At 73.1% G+C, this 18,275-nt stretch carries 3 protein-coding genes; all 3 read left to right on the top strand.

The features are described from left to right. Positions 1–13: 13 nt before the first annotated feature. The 3 genes from ACZ6KO_RS07630 to ACZ6KO_RS07620 all read left to right on the top strand — a co-directional run bounded on the left by ACZ6KO_RS07630 (position 14) and on the right by ACZ6KO_RS07620 (position 18,213). Complete coding sequence (locus ACZ6KO_RS07630) at positions 14–580, top strand: YbaB/EbfC family nucleoid-associated protein (protein WP_469301234.1); 567 nt, start codon at positions 14–16, stop codon at positions 578–580. Further along, a complete protein-coding gene (locus ACZ6KO_RS07625; RefSeq protein ID WP_469301232.1) occupies positions 573–881 on the top strand; it encodes a hypothetical protein in 309 nt (102 codons plus the stop codon). Before ACZ6KO_RS07630 ends, ACZ6KO_RS07625 begins: the two co-directional genes overlap by 8 nt. 67 nt (positions 882–948) lie before the next feature. Continuing rightward, entirely contained in the window at positions 949–18,213 is a 17,265-nt protein-coding gene (locus ACZ6KO_RS07620; RefSeq protein ID WP_469301230.1) for a WXG100-like domain-containing protein, read from the top strand. The last annotated feature ends 62 nt before the right edge of the window (positions 18,214–18,275 follow it).

Raw genomic sequence — 18,275 nt, 5'->3', positions numbered from 1 at the left:
CGAGAGGTGACCCATGAGTATCGATTTCGAGGGCAGGATCAAGGACGCCATGTCGGCGCTGTACGAGCAGCGCGACAGGATGCTGGCGGTCAAGCGCGACCTGGACGCGGCGACCGCCTCCGTCACGTCCAAGGACCGCATGGTCTCGGTCACCGTCGGCCCCCAGGGCCAGGTGGTCTCGCTGACCTTCCACACCAAGGCCTACCAGACGATGGCACCGGCCGAGTTGTCCGCCGCCCTGCTCACCGTCCTCAACGACGCCCGGGCCCGGATGGGCGCCCAGGTCATCGAGCAGATCAAGGGCTTCGACAGCTTCGGTGACCACCTGCGCGTCGTCACCGGCATGACCGGCATGCCCGAGTCCCTGGAAGAACTCATGAAACCGCTGCGCGCGATGGGTTCCTCCTTCGGCCTGGAGGAGGCCAAGGAGGAGGCGAAGGCGGCCAGGCAGGAGGAATTCGTCGCCGCCGAGGCCGGCACCGACCGCGAGAAGGCCGAGCGCACGGGGAAGCAGGACGAGTTCGCCGCGGCGTCGGAGAGCCGTATCCCCACCGGGAAGCAGGAGGAGTTCCATGGCTGACGAGCTCCGGGTCCTGAGCGACCTGAAGAACAAGTTCGCCTGCTACGACGACTACGAGCGCTGTCTGGCCGACCTCAACAAGTCGATCGTGGAGATCAACCGGATCAACAAGGAGTCGGCAGGCCAGGACACCATCGGCAAGACCTACCACGAGCAGGTGGACAAGCCCACCGAGAACCTCACCCAGACCATCGCGTACATCAGGAAGCGGCTGGGATTGGTCGTGCAGGCCGGCAACGAGACGGTGGAGACGATGAACAACGCCGACGACGAGGCGGGGCGGACCGTGGACGGCATGTGAACCGTGGCGGTGGCGGCCCCCGTTCCTCCGGGCACAGCCGCCCGTCCGACCGGAGGACCCGCACAGCATGGCCATCAATCCGCCGAAGGAAATCGCCGACTTCCTCGGGTTCGTGAGCGGCATGGAGTGGCCCCAGGCCGACGAGGACCTGATGCGGCGGGTGTCGGAGTACTACGCGTCGATCGCGAAGGACCTGGGGACCCTGTCCGGTTACGTCGTGGAGCTCATCCCGATCGTCAAGGGCGACTTCGACGGCGACGCGGCGGACGCGTTCCTCGTGGCGATGAAGGACCTGACGGGCCAGACGGCGGGCGAGAACCAGCTGGAGCAGACGGCCGAGCTGGCCCGGCAGCTCTCCGAGGTGGCCCTGAAGGTCGCCAACCAGGTCGAGTACACGAAGATCATGGCGATCCTCCAGCTCGTGGAGCTGCTGGCACAGATCATGTTCGCCACGATCTTCTCCCCCTTCACCTTCGGCGCGGTGTGGGGACCCGTCTCGGTGATGTTCACGATGACCCGCGAGGGTCTGAAGAACCTCTTCATGTGGCTGCTCAGCACGATCCTCAGCCAGACCTTCATCGGGATCACCGGCGGTATCTTCCGCGACGCGGTCATCCAGCTGTACCAGCTCGGCGCGGGCCACACCAAGGGCTGGAACACGGAGTCGATGCTCGACTCGATCAAGCAGGGCGCGCTGACCGGTCTGGTCGGCGGCCCGCTGGAGGTCATCTTCCACTACGGCGGCAAGCTGCTCGGCCGGCTCCTCGGCGGCAGCGATCCCTCCTCGATCCTCAGCCGCCGGGTGGACGACGCGCTGCGGAACAAGGCCGACGACAAGATCGACGACACACTCGACGACACCGTCAGGAACACCACCAAGGACATCCCTGACGCCGGACCCGGCACGGCCGGGCCGAAGCCGACCGACAAGCCGGATCTGCCGCCGCGGACACAACGCAACGAGGTTCCGGAGGGTACGCAGCCCCCGGCCCCGGTCCGCACCAGCACCGATGGGGACGTGCAGCCCCCGGCCTCGCCGCCGGCGCGTACGCAGACGCCGGGCGATCCCGTCACCACGCCCAGCCCCACGCCCACGCCCACGCACACGCCCACGTCCGCCCGGCCGGACGCGCCCGGGGCAGCGGGCTCGGCGGGCCGCGCGGACGCGCCCGGGGCGGTCAGGACGGAGGCTCCCGCCCCCACCGCCACCAAGCCGGCCGGCGCCGGCGCCGGCGCCGGCGCGGCCGACGGGCAGCCGGTGGCGTCGGGCACGAGGGCCTCCGGGGCTTCCGGCTCCGCCGGCCGCGCGGTCGACGCCGACGTGCCGCAGGGGCTGGATTCGCTGCTGGCCACCCGGAAGGCGCAGCGGGAGTTCGCCGAGGACGTCGGCGAACTGCTCGGCGGTGTCAGCCGCCAGCTGGAGACCGGCTTCCTGCGGTTCGGCGAGGGCACCATCGCGGACTCGTTCGCCGACAAGATGGGCGACGTCTTCGCCAAGCACCTGGCGGCCGAGGGCGCCGACGCGGCCCTGAAGGCGGAACTCAAGGCGGCGGGCCGTGACTTCGGCGAGATGCTGGCCCGCAAGTGGGTCCGGCTCGGCGCCGACCACGACGGCCTCTCCGAGTCCCTGACCAAGGCCCTCGGCGACCTGGCGCACGTCCAGCCGCTGCGGAACCTCGCGGACGCGATGCCGAACATGTTCAACCGCTCCGAGCACAAGGGCTTCTTCCAGCGGGTCCTGTTCCAGGAGAACCCGCTGCAGGGCAACCCCCTGTACCAGCTGGGCGGCGCCCTCGCGTCGACCCTCAGCGAAGGCACCCACGAGATGCTCAGCGAGGGCTTCTACAACGTGGTCTTCGGCGACGGCACGTTCCAGGTCAGCGGTGGTCCGTTCGCCGCCGGCGTGGTCATGAGCCTGATGGGCAGCGGTCTGCACCGGATGTTCGAACCGGTCGCGATCAAGTACCAGAACTGGGTCCTGAGCCACCAGTACGCCGACAACCCCCACGACAGCAAGTACTTCGGCCTGTTCCACCCGATCAACATCGCCTCGTTCGTGTCGAACATGACCGGCAACCCCGCGCCCTGGCCGGTCCCCCGCCCCACCTCGGCGGAGCTGGACCCCAGCGTCGCCGCCGAGATGAAGGCCATGATCAAGTGGGTCTTCTCCAACCCCTTCACCGGGAACTCGTTCTTCTCCGACACGCCCGACCACACGGACGCCCCCTCCGGCGGCACCCTGGACGATGCCCGCACCGTCGCCACCGAGAGCGACAGGGGGACCGCGTTCGACCTCCCGGTGTTCACCCCCGACCGGCCGTTCGGCGAGGAGTTCGCCGACCACCCGCTGTTCCGGACCGGGTCCGGCCCCGATACCGCGACCGACGCGACGGACGGGACGGACGGGACGGGTCCCGGGGCCACCGAACCGCGCGACACCGTCTCCTCCGGCCCGGACTTCGGCCTCCAGCCCCTCTCCGGCGACCGGCCCGCCACGGACGACGCGCCGGACCGGCCGGTGTTCCGGCCCACCGAGAGCGGCACCGACCCGTTCACGACCGGCGGTCCGGTTCCGCGGGCCGGGGGCGAGAGCGCGACCGAGCCGGGCGGGCCCGTGCTGCGGCCCGGCCCCGAGCGGACGGTCGACGTCGTCACGCCGACGGTCACCCACACCCCGCTCGCCGCCGTCGTCGCATCGGCGTCCCCGGACCCCACCGGCACGGCCGACGACGGCGACGCGCCGGCCGCCCACCGGAACACACCCCCCGACGACGGCCTCTCCGCCACCCCCGAGCGGGCGGACGGCCCGCCGCCGGGCGACGGCCCGGATGACGGCGACGACACGCCGCCGCCCGATCAGGACGCGCCCGCCCGCGTCATCGACGCCGGCATCGCCGTCGGTGAACTGAGCCCGGCCCAGATCGCGGCTCTGCGGGCCCTGCCGCCCCGGCCCGGCGTGTTCGTCGTCGGCATGCACACCGGCCCCAACGGTGCCCCCGATGCCGTCACCACCCTCAAGGCCCTCACCGACGCCCACGACGCCGGCCGGCTCGACGGCATCACCCAGATCCGCTTCACCGCCTGCGGGCTGGCCGCGCCCGTCAGCGAGGCCACGGTGAAGACGGTCATGAGCGGCCTGTGGAAGCACCGGGCGATCGGCAAGCCCACGCACAGCCCGGACCCCCTCACGGCCCTGGCCGCCAACGCGCCCGTCTGGTACGTCCCCACCACCGGCGGCGACACGACCGGCGGGGAGCTCATCACCGCCCGGCACCTCGGGGTCACTCCGGACGGCAGGCCCGCCGTCCTCAGCGAGGACGCCGCCTGGCACGAGTACGCCGACGACGGCGACGCCGAGCACACGGCCGTCCACGAGGCCACGCTCACCGACGAGCTCCCCGGCCACTTCGTCCGCCTGGGCCTCGTCACCCCGGCGACCGGAAGCCCGTACCCCGGTGCCGTCACGTTCGGCACGGACCGGAACGAACCCGTGCCGCTGTCCCGGGTGCTGCCCAGGAAGTCCTGGGCGATGCTGCTGAACGACCCGAACAACCCGGACGCACCGGACGAGCGGATGGTCACGCTGCTCGGGGAGGTGCTGGACGGGCAGGACGGCACCCGGCGGCCGCTGGACACCGACGCGTACCTGGAGCTGCGGTCCCGGATCACGCAGAGCGGAACCGTCGAACAGCCCGGCGCCAGGGTCCGGGGGGAGATCGCGGACGCCCTCGCCTTCGTCGACGCGTCCGTGGGCCCGGACACCAGCGACGAGGAGCGGCTGAAGACCATCGCCGAGGCCGTCCAGGTGCTCCACTCGATCGACGGCCTCGACCCGTCGCTCACCGCCGACGTGCGGTTCGTGGCCCAGCGGCTCCTGCTGGACCGCGGCTACCTCCCGGTGCTGCTCCCCCCCGACCAGCACGACACGGACTTCTGGCAGGACTTCCAGGACCGCTCGGCCGAACTGGCCCTGGGCATGGCGGCGTTCGTCCGCGAGACCTCCTGGCGCCCGCAGGGTACGGATCCGGCGGGCGGCCCGCTGGCACGGGCGTTGCCGCCGGAGTCCTGGACCCGGCTGCTGGACGACCCCGACGAACGGACGGCCGCGCTGCACAGGGAGGTGCTGAACGCGCGGCAGACCCCCGACGGCGACTGGCGGACCCTGGACGCCGACACCTACCTGAGGCTGCGGGCCCGGGTCGACGGGACCGTGCCGGCCGCGGGCGCCGTGGACGACGTACGGGGCCGACTCGAAGCGGTCTTCGACACCTATCACCGTTCGGTGGGGCGGGCCGCCGGCGAGGTGGAACGGCTCAAGGCCGTCGCCAAGGTGGTCAAGGACCTGCAGAAGGTGCCGGGGCTCACGTCGCCGCCGGAGAGCCGGTACACGGCCGATGTCCGGTTCGTGGCCCAGCGCCTGCTGCTGGACCAGGGCCACCTCCCGTCGCAGCTGCCCGCCGCCGCCTTCACCAAGACCTTCTGGCAGCGGCGCACCGACGAGCGGATCGCGCAGGAACTGGCCCTGGGCATGGTGCCGTTCATCCGCTCCGGAACCCGGATGCCCGCGTCCGCGGAGCCGTCCGAGCCGTTGGAGGCATCCGCCGGCAACGCCACGACGAGTTCCCCGGAAGCCGACACCACCGCCCCGCTCACGCCGTCCCCGTCCCCGTCCACGTCCCCTCCCACGCCCGCCCCGGACGCCGGGGCCGACGGCGACACCGCGCAGCACACGGACCCGGGGACGCGGGGGCCCGCCGACTGGCGGGCGCAGCTGAACGGCCTCGGCGCCCGGACCGAGGAGCAGACCGTGGCCTATCTGGTGCTGCCGAACGCGGCGCACCACGCGGCGGGACGGTCCGACGCGTTCCTGCGGACCCGGGACAAGCCGTGGGCCACGCTGACGACGGAGCGGCCGCAGGGCGGCGGGCACACCCTGCTGGAGGTGACCGTCAAGGCGGGCCACGCCGTCGACACGGGCAACGGCCAGCTGCTGGTCGGCAAGGACGATCTGGCCGAAGCGACCATCTCCGGCGTCTTCACCGGAGACGGCGGGCTGCAGCCCTGGCAGGCGCAGACCCAGGCCGACCTGCAGGGCCGACCGCTGATGCAGCTGACCCGGCTCGGGCACATGCTGGCGGCCCATCCGGGCCGGAACGCGGACAGCCCGGAGGGCCGGCTGGCCCTGCGGATGACCTACGCGGAGGCCTCCCGCCAGGCCGAGCGACCGCTGGGTGAGTCCCTCGCCGGGAACCGGCAGGTGCAGGAACAGGTCCAGCGGCTGGTCCAGGCGATCTGGGACCGGGCCAGTGCCGCCCAGCGGGAGACGCTGGGCACCGAAGGGAACTCCGGGAGCGGCTCCGTGCGCCGGCGGCCCGCCGATCTGGAGCAGGTCGTCACGGAGGGGAATGTCCGCGAGCAGATGCACATGCTCGGCACCGCCGTGCACGGCGGTGCCCTCAAGGACATGCTCAAGTTCAAGAAGAGCGAACCGCAGGTCCTCAAGCAGGAGTGGACCCGGCAGCGCACGGCCGAGCCCGCCCAGCGGCGCGACGCGATCCAGCTCCTGCTCGACGGGGGGACCGCGGGACCCGATCGCGGCGCGCTGGAAGAGGAACTGAAGCAGGTGATGCGGACCGATCTCCGTCCGGAGGAGGTCGTCCCGCCGCTGAGTGCGCGCGAGCGCCGTCATGCGCTGGACGGCGATCGGCTGACCTGGGTCCCCGGTGAGAACCACCGCTCGATCAAGATGGTGAGCTGGGGCCAGGCGCTGGCGCAGGAGTCCGGCGGGCTCATGAGCGCCGGGACGTCCAACACGACGTACTTCGTGCTGGAAGCGGTCCACCACATGAGCAGGAAGTGGGGCGTGGCGGTCGACTACCAGCTCGTGCGGCTGGCCCTGCTCGCCGACATGCTCCCGGTCCACCACCACTCGTTCCACGAGATCATGCGGGCGGCCGCCGACTTCGGGCGCAACGTCCTCAGGAACGACTCGCTGGAGTACCACGACAACTGGTCCAGGTTCCGCTCGCTGCCGCCCCTGACCGAGGACGAGATCCGTTCGGTCATGCCCGGGGGGAGGTTCCCCGACGAGATCGCCCTGGGGAAGGAGGCCCGGGAGACGTCGCCGGACGCCGTCGCCCTGCTGCGGCCCGACCAGCACCCCAGGAACACCGGACGCCGTCTCTCCGGCATGCTGCCGCCGGCGTCCTGGCCGATGCTGCTGGAACACGACACCACCCCGCCGGAGCGGATGGCTCCGCTGCTCGCCGAGATCCTCGACCGGCAGCCGAGCGCCACCCGGGACTGGCGCCGGCTGCACGCCGATTCCTACCTGGAGCTGCGCCGCCGGATCGAGGGCGGCCCGGAGCCCGAGGAGCCCGGCATCGAGCCCTGGACCCCGTACGAGCCGGGTCCGGAGCCGGTCCCGGATCCGGACCCGCTGCGCACGGAGCTCGATGCGGTCTTCGACCGCTACTACGCCGCCCTCGCCACGTCCGCCACGGACCACGAGCGGCTGGTGGCCGTCGCCGATGTCGTCCGGCGGCTCCAGCGGATCGACGGAACGCAGCCGTGGCCCTCCGCCCCCAAGCTCACGCACGACAAGCGGCTCGAGCTGCTCAACTTGGCCCGGCCGTGGTCGTCCGGCACCTCGCTCACGGCCGGTGCCGGGGTCCTGGTCCAGCGCTTCCTGCTGGACCAGGGCTACACCCCGGCCCTGCTGCCGGCCGAGGCCCACACCGCGGACTTCTGGCAGCGGCCCCCGGAGCAGATCGCAGCCGACCTGGTCACGGGCATGGAGGCGTTCGCCGAGCGCCGGCCCGTACGCGACATCCCGGCCGGTATCGCCGTCGGCAGCCTGAACCCGGCCCGGACCAGGGCACTGGCCGCGCTGCCGCCCCGGCCCGGTGTGTTCGTCGTCGGCATGCACACCGGCCCCGACGGCGCCCCCGACGCCGCCACCACCCTCAAGGCCCTCACCGACGCCCACGACGCCGGCCGGCTCGACGGCATCACCCGGATCCAGTTCACCGCCTGCGACCTCGCCACGGCCCCCGGCGAAGCCACGGTCGAGACCGTCATGAGAGGCCTCTGGCAGCACCGCGCCGCCCACGGGACCGACCCCACCACCCCCGACCCCCTCACGGCCCTCGCCGCCAACGCCCCGGTCTGGTACGTCCCGGCCACCGACCACGCCACCGGCGGCCACCTCGTCACCGCCCGCCACATCGGCATCACCGCCGACGGCAAGCCCACCATCCTCACCGGGAACGCCGGCTGGCAGGAGTACACCGACGCCGGAGGCACCGACCACACCCCCACCCGCGCCGCCACCCCCACCCCCACCCAGACCGATGCCCTCCCCGACGACACGTTCACCCCCACCACCGAGACCGGCACCGCCCACCCGCAGGCCGTGAAGTTCGGCGACGACCCCTACCGGTCCGCCGCGGAGCTCGGGGACGATCTGCGGCGCTCGGCGCGCATCCCCGAGATCCCCGGCGACGGCAGCGTCAGGCCCCTCGGCGTGGACATGTTCGGGCTGCTGAAGCCGCAGGATCCGCCGTCGTTCCTCAAGGACCCCGAGACGGGGGTCCCGTACGACTACTCCGGTCTGAGCGTGGACGAACGCGTCTCGTTCCTCAGCCTCCTGGACATGCGGTACGCCCCGGACGAGCCCCTGTCGCCGGAGTACGTCAAGCAGGGCATCACCCCGGGCATGTACAGCGTGTCGCACGCCCGTGACTCCAGGATCTGGGCCCCGGCGAAGGACGCCCCGCCGCTGCCGTACGACACCGTCGAGATCCCGGCCCTGGTGCATTCGATCTGGGTCGGCGGGCCGGTGAAGTCCACGGGGCCCTCGGCCGGCTTCTGGAAGACCACCGGTGCGAACGCCACCCGGCACAAGGACAGCGTGATCACCGTGCTGTGGACGGACGTGACCCGCGATCAGCTCGCACCGGTCCAGGGCCTGACCGAGGCTCCCGCCGACCCGGAGCTGGCGGACCTGTGGCACTTCGACCAATGGGCGCACCGGAACGGCATCACGCTCGTCAACGTCTTCGAGGTCTTCAACTCGGCCCATCCGACCGAGAACGCCGAGATCCTCATGACCGAGCTCGTCCGGCAGACGGGGCCCGGCTACGCCGCCTTCAGCGACCTGCTCCGCGTGATGGTCATGAAGCACTTCGGTGGCCTCTACAGCGACGGCGACAACCGGATCGACACCGTGTCCAGCCTGCCGGACACCGCGGTGCACCCGAAGGCGATGGGCGCCCACGTCAAGGGCGGCAACTTCGGCAACTCGGCCTGGGTCTTCCCGGCCGGCCACCCGTTCGCCGAGGGCCTGGAGAGCCAGCTCGTCGGCAACTACGACAAGACGCAAGGAGAGCTCTACGGCGACTCGGTCAAGGCCTTCAGCAAGGAGATCTTCACCTCGGTGATCGGCCGGCCCCGGCGCAATTCGGTGATGCTGCGCACCGGGCCGGACGCCGTCATCCCCGTGGCCGGCCGGTTCGGGTTCGGCTCCGTCGCCGGCCTGCCCGCGCTCACCGGTGTGGCGATGGGCGGTGACGCCTCCTGGATGGTGCCGCCGGAGTCCCGCCCCGACGTGCCCTGGAGCAGGGAACGGACCCTGGAGTTCACCCAGAGGGTCACCCACACGCTGATCCGCAGCCTCTTCAACCGGGACGGCGACCTGCACCTGTACGCCCTCAGGACCGCGGTCGAGAAGCACCCGCAGCCCGATCTCGTGTGGCAGGCCGCACTGGAGTTCATCGCGGGCCGCGAGGACCTCAGGCCGCTGGTACGGAGCATCACGATGCACCATCTCGCGGAGGCGGGCGAGGACCCGCTGGAGCTGAAGCTGCCGGACCGTGTGCAGGGGCTGTTCGAGGAGCGCGTGGGCGAACGCCCGCCGCTCGGCGACGCCGAGGGCTGGTGGCTGGGCGAGAAGCTGACACCCGTCACCATGCTCCCGCCCGAGCCCGAGGGGGAGAAGCCCGCCTTCCCGCCCAGCATGGCACCGCCGAACCCCACTCTGGACGCCGCACCCGACGCGTCGATCGACGACAAGGGGCGTATCCGCTACCTGGAGGAGTCGGAGCAGCGCGAACCCGTCCGGGTCCCGCCGGTGGACCGGCCGGTCACCGCCGAGCGGTGGTCTGCGTGGAAGTGGTCCCCGGGCCGCCAGGACGTCCCCCCGCCGGCCCGTGTCCGCACCGAACGCTTCGACCCTTCGGCCGACCCGGACGACACGGGCCGCTACCCCGGCACCGCGGACCACCGTGGCGGCGGTCCGCTGGACGGCCGGGCCACCCTGATCAACGCCGAGGTGCAGCGCTTCAACGTGCCCGCGCGGGACGGAGCACCGGGCGGCCCGGTCCGGCTGGTCCAGCTCAACCTGCCCGTCGCCACGGACGGCTCGTACTCGGCGGAGCAGGTCGCCGCCCTGCGCGACCGGATGCAGCGCCTCCTGGACTCCCATGTGAACCTGGGGTTCACCCTGCCCCGTACCCGGGACCAGCTGCACGTGGAGGTCCAGCTCGTACCCCGGCCGGTGCCGCGGGGCGGCGCCAAGGGCCACGACTGGATCTCCGTGAACCCCGACGCCGGGCCCGGCGACCGGTCCGACCAGCTCCACTTCCACCTGCACGGCGCCGACGCCGGCGCCGATGTCAGGGCGCGTGACGACGCCATGCTCCTGCACGAGATGCTGCACTACGCCGGCCTGCCCGACCGCTACCACGACGCCACGTCCCTGTTCCGGCACACCCCGGACCGGGCCGACGCCTCGGGCGTCATGGCCCAGCTGGTCCTGCCGGACGGCACGTTCCCCCGGGACTACCTCGAAGCCATCGAGAACGTGACCGAGTCGGGCTCGGTCCTGTACGACAACAACGGGCCGGGCACCTGGTACCGGCCGGACGGCCAGGCCCACCACGTACCGGACGGGTCCGGCGAGGACGGCCCGTCACAGCTGCCGCCGTCCATGGCCCCCGAGGCCGCGGACCCGAACGCGCCCGCCGCCGCCGCGAGCTCCACCGGACCCGCGCCCGCCGCCACCGCTCCCGACCCGACGCCCCAGGTCCCCTGGCACGTCGCGGACGGGGCGCTCGGGGACGGCTACGTCACGTCCGTGCACGCCTGGGCCGACGCCGACAAGCAGCAGTGGCTGGCCACGGCCGAGCGGTCGCTGCGCGAGCGGGGCCTGAACGCGAAGACGGTCACGAAGATCATGACCCGGCTGGGTCCGACGGTCACCGGTGACGACCCGCGGGCCTGGCAGCGGTTCCTGCAGAACGGCCTGGTCCTGCGCGCCGACGGCAAGCGCGTGACCCTGAGCGCCTGGCCGCGGAACCTGCGCCACCACGGACCGCAGCCCAAGGAGGAGCTGGCGGGCTACACCTCCCGCAACCAGCCCGTGAGCAACCGCACGGTGACCTCGGGCGAGAACCGGTCGGGGGCGGCCGCCGTGGACGTCGTCATCAGGCTGGCGGACGCCGGCGCCCTGACCGGCGTGACCCCGTCCGTCAAGGTCACGGCGGGCACCACGACCAGTACGTCCCGCACGGCGACGGTGGAGACCCAGGGGGCCGGCCGGACCGTGATCAAGGAGATGACCGAGTTCGACGGCGACGTGGACGTCACCGTCCGCGTCGAGGGAACCGACCCGCTCGTCCTGCCTGCTCCGGACCGGCTGCGCATGGCCTTCCCCGAGGCTTCCGTTCCCGGGCCCGGGACCGCCTGGCCCGGTCCCCGCCCCGTGGTGAACCCCGGCGGTCTGAAGGCGGTGCTCTCCACGGTCAACGCGGTCGCCCCCAGGCAGCTCGTGGCGGATCTCGCCGACCACCTGGCGGCGGCGAAGGTCGCACCGGACGTGGCCGCGAAGTTCCTGGGCGAGGTCACCGAGGACCTCCTCAACGAGAAGGCGCTCAAGGACAGCAACCAGTGGTGGACCAGCGGCAGCTGGACGTCCAAGGTGTTCACCGCCGACGGCCGTCGCGGCAGCCGCTCCCTCGCCGGCCACTTCCAGGTCGGTGCCCGGCTGACCAGTCTCGAACGCAAGGGGGAGACGGGCGGCAAGCTGCGGGTGCGCGAGGACTTCGCGGACTCGTTCGGCGTGAAGTCGAGCAACAAGCACAGCGGCAAGGCCGGAGTGGCCGTCAGCACGTCCGCGCTGGTCTCGCTGAGCCCGTACGTGATCGTGCCCAGCGTGGAGGTCGCGGTGAACACCGCGCGCGCCCACAACCTCGACGCGGGCGGCTCGGACAAGTCCAAGCAGAAGCTGAAGTTCGCGAGCGAGAAGCAGGCCGACTACCGTGCGGAGGCCGACTTCCGCGTGGAGTTCACATCCCTGTCGAAGAACCGGATCCCGCCGTTCGAGTCCCGGCTGGTACTGGCCGTGGGCGTACCGGCCTCGCAGGCCGCCCGGTTCGAGGAACTGGTGCTCGCGCCCGAGGGCACGGCGGGGCAGGCCCCCGCCGCTCCCCCAGCCGCTCCCCCAGCCGCTCCCCCAGCGGCTCCCGCCGGCCCCGCCGCGGCCCCGGCGCCCGGATCCCGCTTCCGGGCCGCGACGCAGGCGATCCGCAGTCTGCTGCGGATGGCCCGGCAGGAGCCGGCCGCCAACGTCGACGTCGGCGTACGGCGCCCCTTCCCCAGCGGAGGGATGCCCACCGCCCAGGGCCTGCTGAAGATCGCCCGGCGGCAGCCGATCGAGGTCGCCGTCCCGCACGGCCGACTGCCCCCGGGGGACGTCTGGGACCGGCTGCGGGACCACCCGAACGTGAAGGTCGTCGACGACCGGGACGCCTACTCCTTCGAGGGCCCGAACCCGGCGAACGCCGCCCAGGGGCCGGTGTTCCGCTACTTCGCGGACGACCAGGGCACCGTCACCGCCGCCCAGCGGCTCGGCACCACCGACTTCACCGGCATGTTCGGCCGCCTGAACAAGGCGCACGAGGGAGGCATCACCGAACTCGCCGCCTTCCTCGGCACGCATCCCGAGGTCTCGATGGTGGTGGTACCGGACCCGCAGTTCGCCGCCGACCACCCCGAGGCGGCGGCGGACCTCCAGGGACTGCTCGACCACCCGCAGGTCTCCCCGCAGGCCCCGCCCGGCCGGCACCGTACGGTGATGGTCACCGACATCTCCGCCGACGGCACGGTCGAGGTGCCCGGCACCCTGCGCCACGCGGTGGAGCAGGCGGCCCTCAACCTCGCGGCGGCCACCGTCCAGGCGCCCCGTCCGCCGTTCTCCCGTTCCCACGAGCCCCCGCGGATGCAGGAGCGCGGGGTGGCGGAACTGGAGGACTTCGCCACCCGGTACGGTCCGGTCGAGCTGCGGATCAGCCCGCGGTACCCGCAGGCGCAAGCGCTCGCGGACACCTTCCGGGACGACGACCGGGTCCGTCTGCTGGACGCGACGGGGACCCGCGAGACCCCGTCCCGGCCGGAGGGCTCGGCCGCGGCCCGCCCGGAGCAGCCGGCCACGTACCTGATGGTGGTCGACGCCGGCGGCGGCCTCCTCGGGCCCTTCCCCAGGCGCGAGTTCCCGGTCGACCCGCGTGAGCCGCTGTCCCTGGCCTCGCGCAAGGGCCTGGGTCCCGGCATGGTCGGCGAGCTGCCCGGTGCCGAGAAGGTGCTGCCCGCGGCACGTGAGTGGCTGGACGCCCACCTGACGGCGGCCGGCCTGAAGAAGCGGCTCGACGAGGAGCTCCACGGCCAGTTCCAGCGGGACCTGGCGGCCGCCTTCGGCACACCGGGCATGCGGGCGCGCTTCACCAAGCTGATGGGATCCGGTGTGCCGGTGACGCTCACGGCCGGCAGCCACGAGATCCGGCTGCACCTGCGCACCGAACTGAAGGAGCTGCGCGGCACGTCCGAGGAGAGCGACGTCACGCTGGGCCGCTCCGCGCAGCGCAGCACCAACTACGGCGTCGGCCGGAGCGACCAGGTCTCGTTCTCGGTCAGCGGCGGCGCCACGCTGCGGATCGGCACCGGTGGCCCGGTCCGCGTCGAGGTACCGGGGGTCAAGGTGACCGGCGGCGCCTCGCTGTCCAACGTCAAGGAGTCCGTGAGCTCCACGGTCAAGTCGTCCCGCGGCGAGGAGTCCACCGGCACGCACACCGCGTTCACGTACGCCGCCGTCCACCACCTGACCGCCACCGTCCACGACGGGGACGGCAGGCTGCTCTCCGGGACCGCTCTGGAGTTCGGCGGGGCCGACACCTCCGCGGTGGTGCGCGTGAGCGACGAGCACCTGGCGACCGGGCCGCACGACCCGGCGAAGCTGGTGACCGTGGGCACCACGACGGTCTTCGATGGCCCGGACGAGCCGGGCTGGGTCGGCGACGGTGCGGGCCGGACCCCGGAGTTCGCCCTTCCGGCCGCCGGCCTCGGCGGTATGCACCCGGAGTTCCTGGGCACCAGGGAACTCGCCGCGGCCACGGCCGCGTTCCTGGCCGAGCGCGGCGGCGGCAAGCCGCCCACCGCCGACGACACCGCGTTCGGTGAGGGCTCGGGCGACACGGTCGGTGCGCTGCGCCAGGGCCTCACCCCGGAGATCGAGGAGATCTTCAGTCCGAACTTCCTGCGGTCGGAGTTCGAACAGCTCACGGGCCCGGACGGCGCGGTCCTCCCGCTCCCGCCGGACCCGGCCGGCCACCCGCAGGCGCTGGTGGTCAGGCTCAGGCCGGCCGGTCCGGAGCACGAGACGTCCGGTACGCGGACCAGCCTGTCGCACAGCACCGAGACCGGCACCAAGTCCAGCGTGGCGGACACCTCGTCGCGGCACATCGGCGGCACGTTCAGCGGCGGTTTCCACGCCAACCTCACCGGCAACGGCGGCGCGTCGTTCGCCGCGAGCGGCTCGGTCGAGGGCACCCGGACGTTCACGGACGTCTCCACCCGGGTCTCGAACAGCACCGTGTCGTCCACGCTGACGTACCAGGGCACGAGCCATCGCTTCCGTGCCGACGCCCACTTCGAGATCACCCACCACACGTGGGCGCCCTCCGGGAAGTCCCAGGCCGTCCCCGCCCCCGCCACCCTGTACGCGAAGGTGACCGGCGGCCTGGAGCTCACCGTCGCGGACCAGCAGGCCCGCGATCTGGATCTGCCGCTCCCCGCGGAGGCGGGCCCGGGCCCCGAGGCCGGCCCCCATTCGGAGCGCTCGTACGTCAACAGCCACCTGGCGAACGCCGTCTCCCACGTGGAGAAGCTGGACGCCGACCAGGTGCTGCCCGCGATCAGGAAGACGCTCCAGGACCTGAAGGTGATCCCGGATGCCCTGCGCGACACCCCGACGGACCTCGGCCGGAGCCTGACCGCGGTGTTCTCCAAGGAGTCGCTGCGCGCCAACTTCGCGGGCCTGACGACCACGTCGGTACGGCAGCTGCTGGGGCTCCGGACGCCGGGCGGCGGTACGCGTCTGATCGGCATCCGGGCCACCGCCGAGGTCGGTGCCGCCGTGTACGAACGGCCGCGGGGCGACGTCATGATGAGCGTGGGCGACTCGGTGACCGCCTCGCGCGGTTCCTCCTCCGGCACCTCCGACAAGATCGGCGGGCAGGTCGGTGCCACCTTCAGGGGCACCTCCGGCGGCTCGGGCGGCGCCGGATCGCGCGGGGGCGTGAAGTTCGCCGGGGGCGGCGAGACCACCTCGGGACGGACCACGACCGCGACGACGAACGTGAAGGACCAGCACGGCCTGGAAGTCACCGGGAAGGCGCAGGAGTTCTCGCACCCGGTGCGCTACCGGGTGGAGGTCTTCGACGCCGGCGAGCCGCACCAGCTCGTACGGCTGGCGGGATCGGCGCTGACCGCCCCGGCGCAGCTGGCCGACTGGGCCACGGACGGACGGGCCGGACGGTGGTTCACGGAGCAGTGGGGCGCGCAGTGGGACGCGCTGTTCCCCTCGGGCCACGAGCCCGCGCGGAAGCTCGACGTGCCGGGCGGCGAGGTCCGGCTGCTGGTGCCCGACCACCTGACGCGGGAGGGACCCGGTACGCGCACCGCACCGGTCCCGGTGGCCGGGCACGTCCGGCCCATGGGGCCGACGCCGGTCCCGGAGCCGGTCCGGAAGCTGACGAAGGACCTGGCGCCGGTCATGCAGGGGCTGGCGATGCCCGGACTGGACCGGGTGCTGCCGTGGCTGTCGGCGGCGGCGTCGCTTCCGCACCGGGTGGCGGCGGACGACACGGCGCCGCCGCGGCGGCGGGACCTCGCCCCGGCCACGCTGGCGGGGCTGCGCACGGACGTGCTGACGACCGAGCGGAACCTGCGGTCCCATATCACCGCGCTGCTCGGCGACGGCTACGCGGTGCCGGTGGCGGACGGCAAGAGCGTCACCGTACGCCTGGTGGTCCACCGCACCCGTCACCTGACCTCGGCCGAGTTCGACAGCGGGGCCGAGACCGGGGTCGTGGAACGGGAGAAGGAGCGGGAGCGGGAGCGAGGCTCCGGGGCGTGGTCGGCTTCGGTCACGCCGGACGTCGGCAGCGGCATGGTGAACACGGGCGCGCCGGTCTCGTTCGGCGGCGAGTGGGGCGGCAACGGCAGCGCCTCGCAGGGCGAAACGGTCGACGAGCGGGAGAAGAGGAAGGGGGCGCAGCACTACTACGAGGCCGATGTGACCTGGGTGCTCACCGGGAGCAACGGGACCACCGTCGAGGTCAAGGCCGACGGAGGCCTGATCGGCCTGCTGCACGAGTCCTTCGTGGACAAGCTGACGCAGACCCACCCCCCGCACCTGTTCGCCCCAAAGCCGACCCCGCCGGACCCGACGGCCGCAACCGACCCGGCTGCCCCGGTGGCCCCGACCGACCCGGTGGCCCCAACGGCCCCGACCGACCCGACGGCCTTGACGGCCCCGACAGCCCCTGTGGCCCCGCCCGCGGAGTCCCCCACGCCCCCGGTCCCGGCACCCGCCACCCCGGTGAACCCGGCCCCGCCGGCCGCCGGCCCGAGCGGCACGTCCGGGCACACCGCGACCCCGCCGGCCACCATCACCCCAGAGACCCCGACCCCTGTCCCGGCACCCGCCGTCCCCGTGGAACCGGTGACGGGCGACCGCGGCCCGGGGAGCGACGACCCGGGTGTGACCGCCACCGGGTCCGGTGCCCCGCAGGTGACCGTCCCGACGGTCGTCGTCACACCGCAGGGCGCGACCCCGGAGAATCCGGTCGCGGTCTCCCCCGCCCCGGAGGGGACCGGTCCCGAGGTCCCGGCCACGACCACGTCCACGACCTCGGCCGACACGGCGAACGCCGATCCGGCGGCCGGTGACCCCGTGGGCCCGGTCATGGGCCAGGAGCCTCCGGGGAGCGCCGGGGCCGCCCCCACGCAGGCGGCACCCCCTCAGGCGCCCTTCGCGCCGCCGCAAGGGGTACCGGTGCCGACGGTCACGGTGACCCCGCCCGACGGCGACGCCCTGCCGGAGCCGCCGCCGGACGCGGGCTCGCCGGCACCCGTGGCGCCGACGGGTCCGGTCGTGCCGTACGACGTGAGCCGGTACGAGCGGGGTGGCACGACCCCGCCCGCATACCGGGACCAGAAGGCCCGCATCGAGCCGTCCGCGGACGTGAACCCGTACGAGCTCGTGCTGAACGGCGGCCTGCCCAAGGACGCCTCGTCCTTCCCGCTCTACCGGCCCGTCCGGCCGGTGCACCCGGTGGACCGGCCCACCCTCACGGTGTCGGGCGACCACGGCTTCGCCCTGCCCCGGCACGACGGCCGCTCACGGGACTTCTACGCCACCCCGGAGGTCGTCCGGCAGGCCCGGGACGGCCTGGCCGCGGCCGGTGGCACGTTCCGGCTGACGGTGGACGACACGTCCTACGTCCGCTTCGGCGGCACCGGCGGCGAGCACACCCTGCACCAGGTCACCGTCGAGGGCAGCGGTTCCGGGGCCACCGGTCCCGTCGTCCTGGCCGGCGACCCGCAGGAGCACCACCTCACGCTGCGCAACGACTCCCGCGCCCGCCTACGGGACGAGGACATGCGCGAGGCGGTGGAGACCAACCTCCGGCACTACGGCGACCAGCTGCCGAAGATCGTGCAGCAGTTGCAGCAGTTGGAGCCGGACTCCGGCCGCACGGAGCTCGCCCGCGCCATGGCCGAGCTCCAGCGGGCGCGCACGGAGCTCGCCGCCCCCGACGGCGATCCGGCGCAGCGGGCCCGGCTCGCGCAGGCGGAGGCGGCGGCCCTCGCGGCGGCGGCCCGTGCGCTGGCCACCTCCGCCGGGGACGAGTACGGCACGTCGGACGAGGACTGGTACCTCCACCTCAGCCCGGGTGCCGCTCTCACGCTGCCCGTCGTCGACTGGTCCGTCTGAACCGCGCCCGGTGGTCCGTACGTTCTCCCGGGGGCGTACGGCCGCCGGGGCCGTACGCCCCC

The organism is Streptomyces sp. NPDC042102 (assembly GCF_055582305.1).
This window is presented reverse-complemented; position numbering and strand designations above follow the sequence as displayed.